Source organism: Cellulosimicrobium sp. BMG9.23 (assembly GCF_059159985.1).
Window position 1 is genome coordinate 134776 of record NZ_JBZGBZ010000006.1, and the last position, 17924, is coordinate 152699.

The 17924-nt window shown below is 70.6% G+C and carries 19 protein-coding genes and 1 pseudogene; 1 reads left to right on the plus strand and 19 read right to left on the minus strand.

Features of this window, described 5'->3' with window-relative positions; translation table 11 throughout:
• Window positions 1-23 precede the first annotated feature (23 nt).
• Window positions 24-1154 carry a DUF8462 domain-containing protein gene (locus AC4H2G_RS11640; RefSeq protein ID WP_494365897.1) on the plus strand — a complete coding sequence of 377 codons (1131 nt, stop codon included), beginning with the start codon at window positions 24-26 and terminating at the stop codon, window positions 1152-1154.
• Between the two features lie 20 nt (window positions 1155-1174).
• Here the strand turns inward: AC4H2G_RS11640 and AC4H2G_RS11645 are convergent, their stop codons facing one another.
• The 19 genes and pseudogenes from AC4H2G_RS11645 to AC4H2G_RS11735 form a co-directional block, all read right to left on the minus strand.
• Entirely contained in the window at window positions 1175-1366 is a 192-nt protein-coding gene (locus AC4H2G_RS11645; RefSeq protein WP_494365898.1) for a hypothetical protein, read from the minus strand.
• Between the two features lie 8 nt (window positions 1367-1374).
• Window positions 1375-1833: a hypothetical protein gene (locus tag AC4H2G_RS11650; protein WP_494365899.1), complete on the minus strand. Its 459-nt coding sequence runs from the start codon at window positions 1831-1833 to the stop codon at window positions 1375-1377.
• 233 nt (window positions 1834-2066) lie between these two features.
• On the minus strand, window positions 2067-2783 hold the full coding sequence (locus AC4H2G_RS11655) for a CPBP family intramembrane glutamic endopeptidase (RefSeq protein WP_494365900.1): 717 nt from the start codon (window positions 2781-2783) through the stop codon (window positions 2067-2069).
• Between the two features lie 141 nt (window positions 2784-2924).
• Window positions 2925-3611 carry a hypothetical protein gene (locus AC4H2G_RS11660; protein ID WP_494365901.1) on the minus strand — a complete coding sequence of 229 codons (687 nt, stop codon included), beginning with the start codon at window positions 3609-3611 and terminating at the stop codon, window positions 2925-2927.
• Entirely contained in the window at window positions 3611-6463 is a 2853-nt protein-coding gene (locus AC4H2G_RS11665) for a hypothetical protein (protein WP_494365902.1), read from the minus strand. The genes AC4H2G_RS11660 and AC4H2G_RS11665 overlap by 1 nt, the downstream gene beginning before the upstream one ends.
• 8 nt (window positions 6464-6471) lie before the next feature.
• Window positions 6472-7170 (minus strand): hypothetical protein, encoded by a 699-nt coding sequence (locus tag AC4H2G_RS11670; RefSeq protein ID WP_494365903.1) that lies wholly within the window; start codon window positions 7168-7170, stop codon window positions 6472-6474.
• 15 nt (window positions 7171-7185) lie between these two features.
• Window positions 7186-7479, minus strand: coding sequence for a hypothetical protein (locus AC4H2G_RS11675; RefSeq protein ID WP_494365904.1), 294 nt, complete (start codon window positions 7477-7479; stop codon window positions 7186-7188).
• Between the two features lie 79 nt (window positions 7480-7558).
• Window positions 7559-8005: a hypothetical protein gene (locus AC4H2G_RS11680; protein ID WP_494365905.1), complete on the minus strand. Its 447-nt coding sequence runs from the start codon at window positions 8003-8005 to the stop codon at window positions 7559-7561.
• Between the two features lie 35 nt (window positions 8006-8040).
• Window positions 8041-9108, minus strand: coding sequence for a hypothetical protein (locus tag AC4H2G_RS11685; RefSeq protein ID WP_494365906.1), 1068 nt, complete (start codon window positions 9106-9108; stop codon window positions 8041-8043).
• 45 nt (window positions 9109-9153) lie between these two features.
• Window positions 9154-9720, minus strand: a complete 567-nt coding sequence (locus AC4H2G_RS11690; protein WP_494365907.1) for a hypothetical protein — start codon at window positions 9718-9720, stop codon at window positions 9154-9156.
• Window positions 9721-9728: 8 nt separating this feature from the next.
• Window positions 9729-10631 (minus strand): hypothetical protein, encoded by a 903-nt coding sequence (locus AC4H2G_RS11695; RefSeq protein WP_494365908.1) that lies wholly within the window; start codon window positions 10629-10631, stop codon window positions 9729-9731.
• Window positions 10632-10717: 86 nt separating this feature from the next.
• The gene (locus AC4H2G_RS11700) at window positions 10718-10948 is read right to left on the minus strand and encodes a hypothetical protein (protein WP_494365909.1); all 231 of its coding nucleotides are present in this window, start codon (window positions 10946-10948) and stop codon (window positions 10718-10720) included.
• Window positions 10945-11166, minus strand: a complete 222-nt coding sequence (locus AC4H2G_RS11705) for a hypothetical protein (protein ID WP_494365910.1) — start codon at window positions 11164-11166, stop codon at window positions 10945-10947. The genes AC4H2G_RS11700 and AC4H2G_RS11705 overlap by 4 nt, the downstream gene beginning before the upstream one ends.
• Window positions 11163-12191, minus strand: coding sequence for an ArdC-like ssDNA-binding domain-containing protein (locus tag AC4H2G_RS11710; RefSeq protein WP_494365911.1), 1029 nt, complete (start codon window positions 12189-12191; stop codon window positions 11163-11165). Before AC4H2G_RS11710 ends, AC4H2G_RS11705 begins: the two co-directional genes overlap by 4 nt.
• The gene (locus AC4H2G_RS11715) at window positions 12188-12757 is read right to left on the minus strand and encodes a hypothetical protein (protein ID WP_494365912.1); all 570 of its coding nucleotides are present in this window, start codon (window positions 12755-12757) and stop codon (window positions 12188-12190) included. The genes AC4H2G_RS11710 and AC4H2G_RS11715 overlap by 4 nt, the downstream gene beginning before the upstream one ends.
• On the minus strand, window positions 12754-13569 hold the full coding sequence (locus AC4H2G_RS11720) for a hypothetical protein (RefSeq protein WP_494365913.1): 816 nt from the start codon (window positions 13567-13569) through the stop codon (window positions 12754-12756). Before AC4H2G_RS11720 ends, AC4H2G_RS11715 begins: the two co-directional genes overlap by 4 nt.
• Window positions 13570-14012: 443 nt before the next feature.
• On the minus strand, window positions 14013-14327 hold the full coding sequence (locus AC4H2G_RS11725) for a type IIL restriction-modification enzyme MmeI (protein WP_494365914.1): 315 nt from the start codon (window positions 14325-14327) through the stop codon (window positions 14013-14015).
• Window positions 14328-14329: 2 nt separating this feature from the next.
• Window positions 14330-14979: pseudogene (locus AC4H2G_RS11730) on the minus strand (IS5 family transposase); the annotation flags it as partial.
• 77 nt (window positions 14980-15056) lie between these two features.
• Complete coding sequence (locus AC4H2G_RS11735) at window positions 15057-17726, minus strand: DUF499 family protein (protein ID WP_494365915.1); 2670 nt, start codon at window positions 17724-17726, stop codon at window positions 15057-15059.
• Between the last annotated feature and the right edge of the window lie 198 nt (window positions 17727-17924).

Genomic DNA, 17924 nt, shown 5'->3' on the forward strand with positions numbered 1-17924 from the left:
AAAGACTGCAAAGGAATCCTAACGTGGTCGCTCGCAACCCGTTCAAGCCGACAGCCGGCGCGACGCCGCCCCTGCTCGTCGGGCGCGACGACGACCTCGAGGAGTTCGCCGAGTCCCTGGACGACGGGCCCGGCGCGCCGGGACGACTCACGATCTTCACCGGGGCACGCGGGGTCGGCAAGACCGTGATGCTCACCGAGGTCGCCGACACCGCGCTCAAGCGGGGCTGGGTCACGATCGCCGAGACCTCGACCCCAGGCCTGATCGACCGCCTCGCCGCAGCCACGACCACCCTGCTGCACGAGCACGACCCCAGCCGTCGCAAACGGTCCATCACCGGCGTCTCCCTGCCTGTCGTCGGCGGGGGAGTGACGTTCAGCGAGGCACCGGCGGTCGTCACTGCATGGCGCGACGACCTGGGACGGCTGCTCGACGTGCTCGAACGTCACGACACCGGGCTGCTCATCACCATCGACGAGGTCCACCACGTCGCGCGCAACGACCTGCGCGCCCTCGCCGCCACGTTCCAGCACCTCGTGCGCGACGAACGCGACGTCGCCCTGGCATTTGCAGGTCTGCCGTCGTCGGTGTCCGACCTGCTCAACGACGACGTGCTGACGTTCCTGCGGCGCGCGACACGCGTCCACCTGGAGGACGTCCCGCTCGACGACGTGAGGACCGCGCTGCGCGAGTCCATCACCGCGAGCGGGCGCTCGATCACCGACGCCGCCCTTGACGATGCTGCGCGAGCAACCGGCGGCTACCCGTTCATGGTCCAGCTCGTCGGCTACCACGTGTGGCGCAAGGCCGACGGGGACGTGATCGACGAGCGAGCCGTCCGGCTCGGAGTGCCGGCGGCGCGCAAGCGGCTCGGGTCCACCGTCCACGCGGCCGCCCTGGCGGACCTGTCCGACGTCGACCGGACCTACCTGCTGGCCATGTCCCACGACGACGGGCCCTCCCGCACGAGCGCGATCGCGAAGCGGCTGCAAGTCACCGAGTCGTACGCGTCGACCTACCGGGGCCGGCTAATCGACGCCGGGATCATCGAGCGCGTCCGGCACGGGTACGTCGACTTCGCCCTGCCGTACCTACGCGAGTATCTGCGCGAGCACGCGGCGCAGATCGAGATGGCGAACCGCGGGGGCACCTGAGCCGTGCTGGCCCGTTGGGCTCAGGTACGCGCCCGGTACACGTCCTCGCCCCACGCCTTCGCCTCCTCGCGTTCGGAGAACCCGCCGACGGTGGACAGCTGGTTGAAGGGGTGCTCCAGACGCCACTCGGAGCCGTCGCGGTAGACGCGAAAGTCACCGATCTCCGTGCACGCCAGCAGGTCGCCCGTGTCCCCGTCTGGGGCCCACCTCAACGCGCCGGTCACTGACCGCCCCACGCGAGTGACGTGCCGGTCGAGGTCAGGACCGTCGTCGCGCCGTCGGCGCACGTGACGTCATAGGTCCCGAACGGGACCGAGTCCCCGATCTCGAGCGTGACGCCTTCGACCGTCGGCTCGGCGCAGGTCGCGTCGTCCGCACTCGTGAGCTCGGGTCCGGACACCGCGGCGAGGACCGCGGGCTCGCTGCTCTCGTCGACGGTGAAAGACAGCACGTCGTCGTGCAGGTCGTTGTCCGCGTCCGAGACGCGCGGGGTGACGACTCCGGGCCCGGAGTCTCCGTTGATGAGGTCTCCGGCCCAGGTCGCGTCCGTGTACGGCAGCCAGCGTGCGCTGCGTGCAGCGGACTCGTCGGCTCCTACCAGCAGGACGTCGAGCGTGCCGTCATCTGCTCCCTTGCCCATCAGGGTGGCGAGCTTGATGCCCATGTCGGAGGCATTCACAGCGGGCTCACCGGCGGGGGTATCGGGGTCAGCCTGTGGTTCTTTCTCCTGGGTGGTGGTCGACTCCGGCGATGGCGGCGCAGGGGGGCTGTCGTTGTCCGTGCTCGAGCATCCTGCGGTGGCGACGAGTGAGATGAGCGAGACCGTCGCCACGACGAACCCCGGAAAGCGTTTCAATGCGGACATACACGTCATCCTCCTAGGTGTGTCGACAGAACGCATGTCGATCTCGCTCAGAACGCCAGTGCGGCGAAGTTGTACACGGCGTGCCCGACGATCGCTGGCCACACCGAGCGCTGCACGACGACGACCCACCCGGCGACCAGGCCGCCCATCCCGGCCGACCACGCGTTCGCAGGCGACCAGTCCAGGTGCGCCAAGCCGAACAGCACGGCGGAGACGAGCACGGCGACCACGACGACCAGGCTGCGCAACCACTTCGTGCGCACCTGGGACGAGACGACGGCAGCGACGACCAGCACCAGGCCCCGCCACGCGATCTCCTCCCACGCGGGGGAGTAGATCGCGAAGTGCAGGCCCTGCACGACTGGCGAGGCGCCCGCCACCGACTCGTGCCGGGCGTCGGCGACCGCGGTCACCGACAGCGACGGGATCCGCAGTACGACCCAGGTCGCCGCGCCGAAGCCTGCTGCGGCGACGGCACCGCCTCGAAGCAGCGCCAGGAGGCGGTGCGTGCTGGTCACCTCGAGGCCCAGGACCCGCATTGTCCGCGCCCACATCTCCCGCGTCGCGGCGCGGAACGTTGTGAATCCTGCGACCACGAAGTGCAGCGGAACCGCGCTGAACCAGAACAGCGCGCCGAACGCGGCGAAGAGGACGAGCAGCGCTGGTGGGGCCGGGTTGAAGTCGCCGACGCCAGGCAGGTTCGTCGCCACCAGGTGGGAGGCGACCGCGACGACCATCGCCAGACCGACCACGGCGCACGTCATCGTCAGCAGGTCCAGCCAGCGCCACCCGTCGACACCCGGCCTGAGCACGCGCCCGGCCGGCGCGCTCGATCCGCTGAGCCCGAGGCGGCAGCTCCAGAGGGGCCTTCTCGGCGCTTTCCGGCTCGTCGGTCACGGCGAACCTCAGTGGCCGCCGCCGTATGCGCTCAGGTCACGCTCGTCGCGGACCTGGTCGCGAGCGAGCTGCCGCATGCGCTCCTGGGACACGACCTCGTCGTACGACGGGCCGGCGGGGACAGCCTCTGCCGCCCGCCGATCCTTCTCGTCGCCGACGGCGCGGTGTACGGCGAGCGCGCGCTCTTCGGTGATCCACGGCGCGCGCTGCTCGCGCCGGACGTCCAGCAGCGAGACCCCCCAACGCTGGTCGAGGTCCTCGACGCTCACGTACTCGTCCGGAGCGATCTCGATCGGCATGGTTCGTAGGATCTGTGCCTCGTGCGCGCTCAGCTTCTCGGCGTCACGCAGCATCCGCGTCACCCGGAAGGCGGTGCGTGCGTGCGCGCCGCGGGGCACGGTGTACTGCCCGTGCTGCTCGCCGTGAGCCTCGTAGAAGACACCGCGCGACTTGGCGCGCCACAGCTCGTCCTCGTCGACCTCGCGGTCCGGGACGACGACCTGCGTCCAGAAGGCGTGCACCTGCGCGGCCGACTGCGGGGGCGGCGGATACCCGAGCGTCCCCTCGGCGTTGTAGCGCGCGATCCCTGCCTCGCTCAAGGCGTCCAGCCCCCCGTCCGCTTCGGACACCTGCTTGGTGTCCCAGCGGCCGAGAGTAGTGCGAGGCTGGTCGACGCGCCCGTTCGCCACGCCCATCAGGTCCACCGTGCCCTCTCCGCGTCGGCGCGCTCCGCAGCGACGCGGCCCGCCTCCTCCGCGTACGCCTTCTCGAGCGCGCTGTCCGCCGCCCGGCTGGCTGCGGTCCGCTCGTCACCGGTCAGTTCAGCGCTCGGGTCCTCCTTGCGCTTCGCGCGCAGCAGCTCGGCCTCACGCTCACGCACGAGTGAGTCCCGCTGCGCCGCCAGACGCTCTCGCGCGGCAGCCATGTTCGACGACTGGTCTCCGCGAACGGCGTCCGTACGAGCCTTGAGCCTGCGGCCGAGCGCCTGGTCCACCTGGGCCTGACGCTCACCGCGCGCCTGGCGGACCCGGTCGACGCCGCCCCGGACGGCCCCCACACCCTTGTACGCGCCGTACCCGGCGAGAGCCACGCCTGCGACCGGCGGCATCGCGACCAGAGCGCCGCCGACGAGCGCGGCCTTGCCCGCGGTCTTCAGACCCGCCCGCGCGGCCAGCGCAGGGTCGGCCTTGATCCGGTCCAGCCCGGTGGCGAACGCGGTCCGGGTGCGACCGAGCGCGACAGCAGGCACGCGAGTCGCCTTGTCGCGCAGACGCAGCCGCCCGTTCGTGCCCCGCTCACCCTTCCACCCGGCAGTGCGGGCCGCGGCGTCACGCTCGGCCTGGCGACGTCGGCGGGCCTCGTCCCGCGCCGCGCGCAGCTCAGAGGCGCGGTGCGCGACATCCTGCGCGCGCTCCGCCTTCGACTTCGTGGCAGCCGCCACCTGAGCGCGACGGCGCTCCTCCGCGGTCATCTGCCCGGCACGCTGCAGCCGGTCTGCGGCCGAGCCGTTGCGACCCCGGGCTCCCGCGATCATCCCGGCACCGGCCCCAGCCGCCGCGGCACCGGCAGCCCCGGAGTACCCCGCCTTCTCGCCGCGACCGTCACCGCGAGAACGCGCCTTCCCGGTAGCGCGCGTCGTCGCGGTGCGGGCAGCGGCCTTGCCACGGTCCGACCAGCCCTGCACGGTGGAAGCGGCAGCACCGCCGACGGCGCCCATCGCAGCACCCCAAGCCATCGCGGAGTTGAGCTTGAACGGCGACGGCGCTCCGGCGGCCTTGAGGATCATGTTCACGACGATCACCGCGATGAACGGCCCCGCTCCGGTCCACAGGATCGCCATTGCGGTCCCGCTGCCGAAGACGGCGACACCGGCAGAGATGATCGCCCGAGAGAGGATCGCGAGCACAGCGAACAGCAGCGAGCCGATCGTGATGAAGACCGTCACGCCGAGGAAGTTCCGGGCGTACTTCGACACGACCATGTCGTCGGCCTTGCCCGCCCACAGCGACGCGAGCAGCGCGAAGATGAGCAGGATGATCATGACGACCTGGATCACCTTGCCGATCAGGACCGCGAGCGAGAGCAGGCCGAAGCTGAAGAACATCGCGAGCCCCGATCCGAGGTACGCGATCGACGCCGTGGACCCGTCGGTCGTGTCCACACCGGACAGGTGACCGAGGAAGGTGCGTGCCTCGGCGTTGCCGCCGCCCTCCGTCGCCTCCCTGATCTGCTGCCCGTTCTCGTGCTCGAGCGCCGACGCCTTGGAGTTCCACCCCGCGTCGGAGTACCACGCGCTGCACATCTCAGGCGTGACCTTGCCGCCCTTCATCCCGTCGACGCCGTCGTCGCGCGTCACCTGCGCCCACCGCTTCTCGACCTGCCACTCCTCCTCGCCGGACACCGCCCGGCACGCACCCCAGCCGATCAGTGAGTTGTCCGTGGCGACGTCGTCGGCCGGGTCGAACGCGTTCGTCCCGTACGCGTCCTCGCCCTCGGGCGGGACGAGGTCACCGGACAGCGCCAGGTCGGCCTCCTTGGCCGCGTTGCCCCAGATGAACGCGTGCCCCGACGGCGTGACCCCGCTCTGCATCTCGAGCTGGTGGCACGAGACGAACCGGGAACCGATGTCGCTACGTCCCGAATACTGCGCCTGCGACCACGACGCCATACCCGAGTCGACCCACATCGAGCTGATGATCTTCGCCACGGCCGCGTCCTGGGAGTCGGCCTGCGAGGTCAGGTAGGCGGTGTAGGCGTTGCAGTCCATGGCCTTGTCCGGCGAGACCGTCGACTTCGTCGACGGCACGGCGATCGAGGACGCGACCGAGGAGAACACGTCCGTGAGCACGCCGTTCGTCTTCGACACGACCCAGCCCGGCGACCCCTTCCCCGGCTTGTAGTTCCACGCGCCGTTCTCCCCCTGGGACGTCGTGGAGTTCATCGCGCCGTTGACCATGACGACCATGAGCGCCAGGACCCCGAGGGTCCCCAGGAGCTTGCGCAGCACGCTCCCGCCACGCTTGCGCGCGCGAACGACGACCATGACCAGGGACAGGGCGACGACGAGCCCGACGACCATCATCCCGCCGTCCATGCCCAGCACGGATCGGCCGATCTTGCTGAACGCCCTGTCGGCCTCGTACCCGGCCCGGTCCAGGACGCAGAAGCGCTCGGCCGCGGTCGCCATGTCGGCCGAGGTACGCCAGAAGAAGTTTCCGACCTGCATCAGCCCGGACTGGGAGTACCGCTGGACCTTGTTCTCCGGGTTGTCCCACAGGTTCGACCCCAGGCGCATGTGGAACTTCGTCGTCGCGTCCGACCAGCGCGACAACGGCAGATACCGCAGTTCGGACTGCGGTGCACCGGTCCCGCACTGCGTGCCCTGCGTGGAGCCCGAAGGTGTGGAGTCGGGCGTCACCGGTGCGGCCGCGATCGCCTCACCAGAGGCGAGCACCAGAGGCTCGACGGCGTGCGCGGGCATGCTCGTGCCCACGACGCCGGCCACCGTGATCAGGAGGGCGGTCAGCGCACGCACGATCGGACGCATGGCGATGTTCACGAAGCGGTCTCCGGGTTCTTCGGGATGATCACCGAGTCGACGTCGACGGAGTCGTCGAGCGGTCCGGTGGCGTGGGCCAGGCGCGCGGCGTAGCGGGCGCGCATCCGCTGCCCCGGAACCAGGACGCGGGTCACGAACGCGCGCCCCGGGACTGCGCCGGTGGGGCCACGGACTCCGCGGCGATGAGCCTGCGCGCGGCGGGCGGCGCGCACCATGGCGGGGGAGGAGAGAGCGCCCGCGTCGACCTCGTGGTGTGGGCGTGCGTTCGACGACGAAAGAATGTCGTCCCCAGTCATGGTCGATGACCGGACGGGCACGGTGGAACGCACCACGACGCCGACCTCGGTCCCGAACGGGTCGACGGGCTGCCCACAGAGCGTGACCTCACCGGGGGTGTACCGGACCCGGTCACGCATCGTGCGCAGATAGCGCTGTTGCAGTCCCGTGCGCGAGCGACCGATCAGCAGCCACATGACGATCCCCGCGACGACCAGGGCGACCGACAGGCCCACGCCGATCCCGGCGAGCGAAGTCAGGGTCCCGCCGACGACGAGGGCCGCGATAACGGTCGGGATGAGCGCGAGCGCGACGGGACGGGTGAGCTCGGTCGTGCCGATGATGACGGGTCGCTCGGCGTCCGCCTCGATCCCCGTCATGTCGGTAAGCACGATCAGCGCTGGCAGCTCGGTGCTCATCGTCGTGTTCCCGTGTCAGCTCTGGAACGCCTGGAGGATCCCGATGACGAAGTTGACGACCCACGAGGCGATGTCGAGGGCGATCGGGATGATGAGGTTCGGCAGCCCGACGAGCGCAGCAAGGGCAAGCACCCAGCCCAGCTCCTTCGGGTTCCCGGACGACTTGCGCTTGTCCTTGATGAACTTGCCGACCGCGACTGCCGCGAGTGCAGCTGCGATCACGCCGAGGATGGTCTGCAGGTTCGGGACCGACCCGGTCAGCGCGTTCCAGATGGTCGACCAACCGGCCGCCAGGTCGATCTTGTTCACGAGGTTCTCCTTGTTCGTCCGGCGGGCTCGCCGGATGCGGTTTCGCGCTCTCGTGGTAGATCAGGCACACGAAGCGACGTCACGCCGCGCCGATCTCCTGCAGCACCGCGGCGACGTCCGGTTGGGCTGCCACTCGGGAGCGGATGTCAGGCGGCAGGTCCCACCCGGCGGTGGCCGCAGCCCGCACCACGGGGTCGGGGTCACCTACGGCCCGCAGCGCGACCCCGGGGTGGGGTGTGGTGGCGACGGTCAACCGCACCCCGGTCGGGCGGTCCCCGCCCTGCAGCGACGCGATCTGGTCGTCCGTCGCGTAGGGGTCGAGCAGGGTCTCGACGTCGACCGGCGTGATGTCAGAGATCCGGGTGACGTCGGCGAGGCGGCCGCCCGGGTCGCTCGCCTCGCCCCCGCCGAGCGCCGCGAGACCGCCGTCGGCCTCTCCGACGTCCTTGGAGCGGAACCGGCCGGTGTTCTCGCGGGGGTGCGCGTTCTCGTCGAAGGGGTTGCCCGACGTGCGTGGTGTGTCCATGACCTGCGTGTTGACGGCGCCGGCCACCGGCGGACTCAGGCCGCGGCGCGGTGCCGGTTCGAGGTGCACGCCAGCGCGCTCGCCCACAGGTCCGCGGCGCGCTGCGGGTGCTCGGCGAGCACATCGACAGCGGCGTCGCGGTCGTCCACGGTGGACGTCTCCCACGGGGCGACCAGCGCCCTGGCGTACGCCGAGTCGTGTCCGTTGCTGTAGTCGCGCATCCCCTGACGCACACCGCCTTCGACCCCGTCGGGGTGCGCAGCCAGCACCTTGCCCACGGCCGTCACCTTGTTCTTGGACAAGCGCGCGCTCGGCCGCGGGGCACCGGTGGCGTCGGCATACCGCAGCCACGCGGTGCGGCGGGCGACGAGACGTTCCGGGGCGCTGAGCTCGGCGACCTGCTCGATCGCGTCGTCGAGCCGATCCTCACGAGCGTGATCGACCTGGTCGACGACGCTCGTCGAGGCGTCGACGACGTGAGCACGGTCCATGAGGAACGGGGAGTCGCCGGCGTAGGTCATGCTCGCGATGGTCGAGACCTGGTGGAAGGCGCGGCTGGGGCGATCCTTCGGGTTCGGCCAGGTCGTCCGGATGTGCTGGGCCTGCTCCTCGACCTCGCGCTGCGAGGGCGCGCGCCCGTTGTCGCTCTCGAACTGGCTGCGCCACGAAGCCAGCTTGCCCAGGGCCGCGCGGTCGCGTCCCGCCAGGTTGTGCAGCGGGGACGCCAGGCGTCGGGTGACGACCGAGACGTAGGCAGGGGTGATGTCGACGCCTCGGCGGCGCGCGTCCATGCACACGACCATGACCTCGCTCGCGAGGTCATCGGGGGACTGCGCGTACCAGCACATCGCGCTCTCCCCGTGCACGGCCGCGCGCTCACCGAACCGTGCGCGCGCCCGGGAGCGTGCGACGTCGAGCAGCTCGGCGTCCGTCAGTACCCGGCCGTACGGGCTCTCGTCGTCCGCGGCCGTCTCGTCCTCGACGTCGGTGACGACGTCGAGGACGCTCAGCCCGCCGTCGGCCTCCGCGGTGGTCTTGGTCGCGAACTGGCCGATGCCCGTGCGCGGGTGAAGTGCCTCGAAGTCGTGGTGGTTCCGTCCCATGCACGTCCTGTTGACGGCGCGCACGAGCGACAGACGTGGGGCGGGCTACCTGATCGGGCGACCCCGAAGCGCTGGGTGTGGGCTGGCCGCTGATGCGAGCCTGGACAGCGCGACGCAGGTGCGGCGGACGTCCTCGACGTCGTGCGCGTCCAGGCCCGCGACGAGTGCGTGGGCCATGCACTGTGCGCTGGCGCCGAGCAGCGGGGTGGTGGCGAGCACGGAGCGGGTGGCGCGGCGGAACATGCGAGAGTGCGAGCCGGCGGCCACGACCAGAGAGACCTCATCCAGGGCGCTGCGTGCTCCCGGCGTGAGGCGCGGCCCGAACAGGTCGATGACCGGCCCGCGGAGCAGCGCCAGAACCGTGGCTCCCAGCCCCGCGACGAGGACCAGCAGCGGGTGTGCGCCTGTGGCGATGGCTGCCGCTGTGGTGACGGCGGCGGCGAGCGCGACGAGCGTCGCCGTGTGCATGAGCAGTCGGCGCGCCGTCGAGTGTCTCCACGCGAGGTGCCGCACGGCGCGGGCCATGTCCTGCGGCGCGGTCTGCGGCGGCAGCACGTAGTGGACGTCGCCCGATCCGGTGTCGAGGGCGCTCAGACCCCAAGGCGCGCGCACAGCCCGCATCAGGAAGCCCCCTCCCGCCCGGGCGGGCCGGCGAGCACAGCGAACAGCGCAGCTCCGGTCAACGTGGTCGTCTCCACGAGACGGGCGGTGAGCTCGTCGAAAAGTGCCTGGCGGTCTGCGAGGATCGCCGCGGCGCGCTTGGTTGCCGCGGCGATCAGTCCGTCGCTGGTCAGCGGGCCCTCGTACCCGTCGGGCCGGTGTCCGCTCGACACGGTGACCGCGGCGCAGTCCAGCGCGTCGCGCACGTCGCTGCGAGAACCACCGTCATGGATCCCGGCGCCATGGTCAGCGGCGCGCCCGGCGAGACCGGAGACCATGGCGATCCACGCCTCGTCGGGCGGGGCGACCCGGGGCACGGGGAGCGTGTACTCGACGAACCCGAACCGCGCGCCGCTGGGTGCGATCGTCGCGCGGGTGACGGTGCATCCGAGTGCGTGACCGACGACGGCGTGCGCGGCCTCGTGGCGGGCGGAGGCGTGCACGTCCCGCTGCAGGTTGACGAACTCGAGCCACGGGGCGTGCACCGTGTCGGCGTACTCCAACGCTTCGGCGGGGCTCGTCATAGCGCACACTCGGGAGAGCACCCAGGTGACGAACCTCGGGTCGGGGTACTTGGCGAGGAGGGCGGCAGCTCTGGGATCGTCCGACTCGGGGTTGGCCGCCAGGGCGATGGTGCCTCTCAGCGCCGCAGTCCGTGCCGCTGGAACAGCCCGCAGGGCAGAGTGTGCGCGTACCACCGACCGCACGCACAGGACGGTGATGACCATCGCGCCGAGCACCGCCACCACGATGATCTGGACGTCGGCCGGGGCGTCTACCAGCCGGTGTCCAGCCACGACCACGGCAGGTGCGCCCGCCAGCAGCCACACGTAGGCCAGCAGGACCCATGGCAGCAGACGCACGAACGCGACCCCCCATCGCATCAGGGTGTCGCGCCGGGTCTTGGCGTTTCGTTCCGGTCGACGCGCCGTCGGGCGCAGCGTCGTGCTCAGCACTGGACCAGGCCGCCGTGCTCGGTCGTCTGCCCGCTCGCCGCGGGCGCTGCTGTCGATGAGGGCTCCGGAGACTCCTCGACCTGTTCCGGCCGCGTATTCGCGAACTCGAACGCGGAGGTGACGATCTGCACCGCTCTGTCGATCGTGCCCGTGAGCACCAGCCCGATGGACAGCACGCAGACCGCGGCCACCACGGCCAGGATGTGGCGAACGATAGTCTTCATGCCCCACGGAAGGGACGATGCGGACCCCGCGGCCCGCCGTCCAGGACTTCCCGGGCGGCGACGACCTCACCGTTCGTCGCAACCCGCGTCACGCAGGGCTGGCTCTCGCCACCGAGCGACCAGTCATCGGCCGAGGACTCGTCCTCGAAGACGTGGATGAGTCCGCTGGCCTCGTCGACGATCTCGACCGTGCGGGTGGTGGAGTGCTGCATGCTCATGCTCCCGGGTGCTCGGTGTGGTTGGTCCACGTGCGCGTGGTGAGGAGCTCCTTGACGACCTTCGACACGGTCTGCGCGCTGGAACGCACGACATCGCGCTCCGCGGTGGTCCGAGCCCAGCCGGCGACGTACGTCCCGGCCGTGTCCGCGGGGGTCTTCATGCCGTTGGCGCGGCACAGGACGTGCGCGATCCCCTCGGCCTCGACCTCCATCTCGCCACGGTGCCCGCCGGCGCCCGTGTGGTACTCGCCGGTGTGCTCGAGGTGCCCGGCCTTGATGTGCGCGAGCTCGTGCGCGAGTGTCGCCGCCCGCGAGCCCGCCGAGAGGTCCTGGTCGATGACGACTCGCCGGGACTTCGGCTCGGTCCACCCGTGGTGTGCGCTGGGGATCTCGGCGTAGACGACGTCGAACCCTTCGTCGCGGATCGTGGACTCGAGGTCGTCGACGAACCCTGGGGGAGGGGTCTCGGTGAGCTCGCGCTGGGGCTCGGGAAGCGGCTCCCCGGTGGTCTGGGTGATGTCGAAGACCGACGCCGTAGTGAAGCCGACGACCTTCGCTGACCGGACCGGTTTGCCGTCGGAGCCGATGACGGGCTTGCCGTCGGGGTCGACGGCGTCCTCGCGCACCGACTTCGGCGCGAGGATCTGGATGGCCTTCTCGCCCTTGTCGACCTGTCGGCCGAGCTTCTGCCACGCGCGGTAGCCGGCGACGCGGGTGGCGTCGGGTCGTTGGGCGGCGATGAGGAGCTGGTTGGACATCGAGTAGCGGGGGAAGGTCGCCATGGTCTCGAGGTACCTGTTCCACCCTTCGTCGGTGGCGAGCTCGTCGACGTGCGTCGCGAGCTCGTCGTGGAAGGCGGCGAGCTTCTCGTCGAGGGTGTCGAAGCGGCGGGCGAACGGGCTCTGCGCCTCGGCCACGGTCTCGAGCGCGTCAAGACCGCCGTCGGCCTCGAACGTGGTCTTGGTGGCGAACTTCCCGGTGGTCTCGCGCGGGTGCAGGTCCTCGCGGAAGTCGGTCGCTGTCATGGTCGCTCCTGGCGTGGGGCTTGGAAGGTCGGTGCCGCGGTGATGAGGTCTGCGACGTGGCGGGCTCTGGCGGCGTCCGCGGGTGGAGGGTCGGGGTGCCAGGGGCGCGACCAGCCGATCTCGTCGGCGGGCAGGATGGTCACGGTGTCGCCGTCGTAGTCGTCGAAGTCGTGTCCGTACGCGTCGCACGCGTCACCCCATCTCATGAGCCAGTCGTCCTGGCTGTGGGAGCCCTCGACGTCGATGACGTTCCCGTCGGGTGCGAGGACTCCGGCGTGCACCCAGCCCACACGGCCCCCGGGCCCGTCGCACACGAGGACGACAGGCCAGCCGGTTCGCGCTCCGAGCTCGTTGGCCAGGGCATCGCACCGCGAGTTGGTGAAGAGGGCGACGTCGGTGTCGGTGATGCCGGGCCAGGTGGTCTCGGCGGCGGGCTCGGTCGCTGTGGCGAGTGCGCGGAGACCGCCGTCGGCCTCGAGCGTGGTCTTGGTGGCGAACTTGCCGGTGGTCTCGCGCGGGTGCAGATCCTCGAACGGGGCCCGGCCCGTGGCCGCCGTGGTAGTCATCGGGGTGCGCCGCTCTCCCGGCCGAGCGCGGCGCGCGCCTGGTCGTAGGTGCGGGCGACGTCCTCCGGGGGTACGTCGTCGAGGTTGCCGGCGCCCTGGTGGGAGGCCCAGTGCGAGGCGGCTACCTCGCGTGGGAACGTCGCATCGACCACCGCGCAGTGCTCGCCGACGTAGAGCCCGTCGTCGGATCCGTAGCAGCCGCCTGCGCGCAGTTCGTCCGGGACGCGGGCGTTGCGCGCGGCGGAGAGGTGGATGACGCGAGCATCGCGGTCGGTGTGCGCTTCGTCGATCCCGGGCGCGACCTCGACGGATGAGGCGGTGATACCCCCGGGAGTGGAGTACGGGACGTTCGCGTGTCCCCACGCGGCCGCGTACGGGGGGTGCGGGTGCGCGGTGTAGGTCAGCGCCAGCGCGCGCAGGTGCGCGGAGACCTCGTACGCGTGCTTCTCGGCGTCGGCGCGCTCGTGGGCTGTGCGCGGATCGTCGTCGTGCTCGTGCGCGAGGGCCCGCGCGGCACGTTCGGCGGCGCTGCGGTCGGCCTCGTGCAGGACCTCCTCGCCTCCCGCGATCGCTGCCTCGGCACGTTCGTCGCGCCAGCGGACGAGTCGTTGGGCACGCAGCTGGGCGACCTCGTCGGCGATGGCCTCCACGTCCGGATCAGGCCGGGTCGCGATGAGGCGGGTGAGGCGGTCGACGTCGTCATCGTCCTGGAGTGCGCGGAGACCGCCGTCGGCCTCGACCGTGGTCTTGGTGGCGAACTTGCCGGTGGTCTCGCGCGGGTGCTGGGTCTCGTCGAACGTCTGTGTGCTCATGGCCGGCGTGTTGACGGCGCCCGCGCGGCGCGGACGGCGACCAGCAGGACCAGCGCAGGACCAGCCCGCGGCTGGTCCAGTGTCCGCGCAGGTCAGACGCCGAAAACAGGGCGCGTTTCGGGGTGGACCAGCCGGACCGGCCCGGGGGTAGGACCTATAGGGGGAAAGGGCATATGTATATACCCCTGGAAGATCCCCGAGAATCTATATGCCTAGCGCGCATAGCGTATGGGGGTATGGGCTGGTCTGACTGGTCTCATCAAGATAGATAGAGAGATAGTGGTTCTGGCCTGGTGTTTCACCGTCGAGAAGTGGACCAGCCAGCGGATGGTCCAGGGCTGGTCCCGGCTGGTCCACACCCCGCGGTATGCCAGATTTCGACCCGAATCGCCGGTCCGCGTCGGCTCAGCGCAGACGAAAGCGCGACCCCCGCGGAGCGAGAGTCAGCGTGTTCGACGCGCATGCGCCTTCGGCATCGGCAACGTCTCCGCAGCCGTGAGCTTGGCGTAGGTCGCGAACAGCGCCGTGAGCCGCGCCGCCTCGGCCACCGGGGCTTTGAGACCGAACGCCTTGTCCACGACGGCGTCCAGGGCCCAGTGCGCCTTGAGCAGCTCGGAAGCCATCGCGAGCGGGTTGCCGCTCAGGTCGACGCCCTCACCAGACCGGGCGGCGTCGACGAGCGCGACGTCGTGGTGGCTAAGGCGTTGGGAGCCGTCCAAGCCCGCAGGGTCACGCAACACGTGTCCGGGCGCGCTCATGGCATCCGGCCTGTCACACCCGAGGAGTACGCGCGGTCGGCAATGACCGCGTCGAGCCTGGTGCGCGGGCGTCCGGCACCCAGCCTTGGAACGCGGATGTCGGCCAGCACGCTGGCGAGCATCGCCCCGTCGTTCCGCTGCCCACCCGTGACGACCGCGGCCAGCGGCCGCCCGAGCACGTCGACCGCGGCATGGATCTTGGTCGTCAGACCGCCGCGGGAACGTCCGATGCCGTGACCGGCAGGCTCACGCTCTCCGCCGAGCGGGCTGTGGGCGAAACCCTCGGGCGTTGGAGTGTGATTCGACGTCGCCCCCTGTGTCCTGCTACGGGCGCGTCGTGTTCTTCGCGTGCTGGTGGGCGCGGTTGATCGTCGCGTCCACGCTCACCGCCCAGTCGATCTTGCCGTCGGCGTCCGTGGGCCAGCAGGGCCTGCAGCACCCGGTCCCAGATGCCGTCTTCGGCGTAGCGACGATGGCGCTTCCACACCGTCTTCTAGGAGCCGAACTCCTCGCGCGGCAGATCCCGCCACGGGATCCCGGTCCGGTACCGGTAGACGATTCCCTCGACCACTCGCCGGTTGTCACCGAACGGGTGCCCGCGACGGCCGGCGTTCGACGGCAGCAACGGCTCGATCTGCTCCCACTGCTGCATCGGACAACGACCGGAACCGCGACGAACTCACCCGGCGATCATGCCGCACGCCTCGCCACCCAAATGGGAGACACGCCCTAGAAGTCGTCATCCTCCACGGTGACCTTGGCACCAGCAGCGGCGCCGCGAGCTTCGAGATCACGCACGTCACCTGCGGCAGTCGTGAGCGTGACGTCGAGGCTGATGAGTTGGTGGCGCAGCGAGTCCGAGGCGGGATCGACGACCTTGGACAGCTCGCTGAGGAGCTTCCATACCTGCTCGCGGGCGTCGTGGGTCGTGATCGAACGGTTGGTGACCGTCACCCGGTAGCGCCTGTAGTCGACGGCGGCTGGTCCGGCCGGTCCGGCGGGTGCGCCGGCGACGTGCTCTCCCGCCGGCGCACCCATCCCTGTCCCACCCCCAAATGTTGCATCCCCGGTCGCCGTCGCCGCACCTTCGTGCTGGCCGGTCGGCGGCTCCTCCACCGCTGCCGTCTGGCGCCGCTGCAACGTCTGCTGGATCGAGTTGATCTGGATCTGCCCCGCGGAGGCCACCACCAGCGGGGTTCCAGAGGAGTCCACGAGCTCCCAGTCCCCGTCTGAGACGAGCTCGAACACCGCGTTGCGGATCTCGTCGGTCGACGGCACCAGCGGGAACATCGGGTTCTTGTAGAACGCCTGAACGATCTCCTTGGGTGTCAGGTCCCGCTCGAATGACGCCAGCAGGGCGGCCAGGTAGGTGCCGCGCAGGTTTCCGGCGCTGGACGCGCGCGCGTCGGCGATGAGCTGGGACCACACGTCCGCGCCGCGCAGCGCGCTGCGGGCATCGTCGTCGAAACGCCGGAATTCGACAACGAGCTCGTCGCCGACCCGAAACAGATACGCGTAGTGCTGGAACGCCTTGGCGACCTCCAGATCCAGGCGCCGGTTCGCCTCGGTGACCTTGGCGCGGGCCTCGGTGATTTCGTCGCTACCTTCGTCGAGCTGCCGCAGCACGCGCTGCCATGCGAGTGCCTCACCTGCGCGGGCGTACGCCGAGCGGCGACGCTGCGTGTTCACGCACGCGATGACGCAGGACGCGGCGTTGTCGACGGTCACGGCCGCGGTACCCAGGCCGAGCATGGCACGCACGTCCTCGCGACTGGCGGTGTCCTTCCCGTTGAGCAGCGTCCAGTGCCGAGGGTCGAGGACGACGAGACGGTTGCTGGACGAGTCCACGCCGGCGAACACCTGCCCCAAGGGGGTGTGGTCGTCCGTCGGCTGCTCGACGGGGACGACGTCGTCGAACGAGCCCTTGGTCGCGAGCCGCTGCGCAGTTGTCCACACCAGCGCCTCCCTCTCGGCCGGGTCGACCAGCGCGACTGCGGCCGTGTAGTACATGCGCAGGGTCTGCTTGATCGACAGGAAGTACCGGGCGGGGGCACCGCCCACAGCTGCGGTGACTTCGAGTGCGCCGAGCCCTTCGGCGTCGTCGGTCAGCGCGTTGAACACCTCCTCGGCTGCCGCGAACGGGACGGCGGGCTGGTGCACTGCCGTGAGTAGCTCGCCCTTCGTCGCCCCGCGGCGGGCCTGCGCGCGCCCGACCAGAGAGTAGGTGAACAGGGCGGTGGCCATGCGGGTCGCAGGTGTGGGCTGAGTCGCGTCGACCCCGGCGGCGCGCAGGGTCTGGTCGATGCCGACGGCGCGTCCGCCGGACCCGTCGCTGGAGGTGATGTCGGTGGACGCGACGGCGCGGTACCCCTGGATGGCGCGTTCGTTGCCGAGCAGCAGACCGGAAGACAGCACTTCCTCCAGGGCGACGGTCAACGGGAGGTCACCAGGCCCGATGAGGGCCGGCGCCCAGCGGCCGCCCTGGTGCTCGCCGACCCAGTGCATGACGGTGCGCGCGAAGATCGCGACGGTCGAGCGCACCCGCTGGAAGCCTTGGACCTGCGACCACTCCTCGCGCACGACGCGCATGAGCTCGGGGTGGAAGGGGTAGACGTCTTCGACGCGGTCGGTGAAGCCGATCGTGCCGCGGTTGGCTCCGAGCCGGTCGTAGACCGCCTTCCATGCCGGGTCCAGGTCGGCGAGGTAGGACCGGGCGAGGTCGGCGGCGGGCAGATCGCTGGTCTGCTCGAACAGGCGCCGGCGGATGATGGCCGCGAAGTCCTGCGCCTCGGTGACCGCGACGGTGCGACCGTTGCGTTCCAAGCGTGCAGCGACGTACTCGCGGAAGTCCTGCGCCGCCGGGGTGTAGCCGCGCTCGTCGGCTTCCGAGCGGATCATCACGATGACGAACGCGACCTGGGGGACGTCGTCGCACGCGTCCATGAGGGCGTTGAGGAAGGCCCTCTCGCCGGGCATCGTCTCAATCGCCGTCGCGTCCGCGAGTTGCTGGACGTAGTCCATGAGTTCGTCGAGCAGCACCAAGACCGGCGCACCGGCGTCTGCCAGCGCCTGCTGCAGGGTCGACTTGTTTGGGCCCATGGCGACGTACCGCTGGTAGGCATCCATGTCACCGCCGACCAGCGTCCACACGAACCGCTCGAACAGGGTGGTGGCGGGGCCGAACGCGTCGCTGCGCCTGCCCGGGGAAAAGTGGTCGGCGGTCAGTGCGACGACCTTCGTTCCCGTCAGGTCGACGTCGAGACCGCCGTGGCGTGCCTCGTTCTCGACGGCTTGCCCGAGCACGGTCGCGAAGAAGTCGGCGGACCGTGCCGCCATGTGGAACAGCCCGACCAGCGCGTGCGACTTGCCACCGCCCATGCCCTGGTCGAGGTGGAACAAGGCGCGCGCCTCGGACTGTGACCCGAGTCGGCGCGCGACGGTGCCGAGGAACCCGATGAGGCTCGGCGTGGGCTGGGTGATCTCGGAGTAGTACGCCGCCTTGCGGTACGGGACGTCGACCGAGCCGTACGCCACCTTGTGCAGCGACATCTGCAGCTCACCGACGGCACCGTCGGTGGACCGGACCTCGGGGCGCAC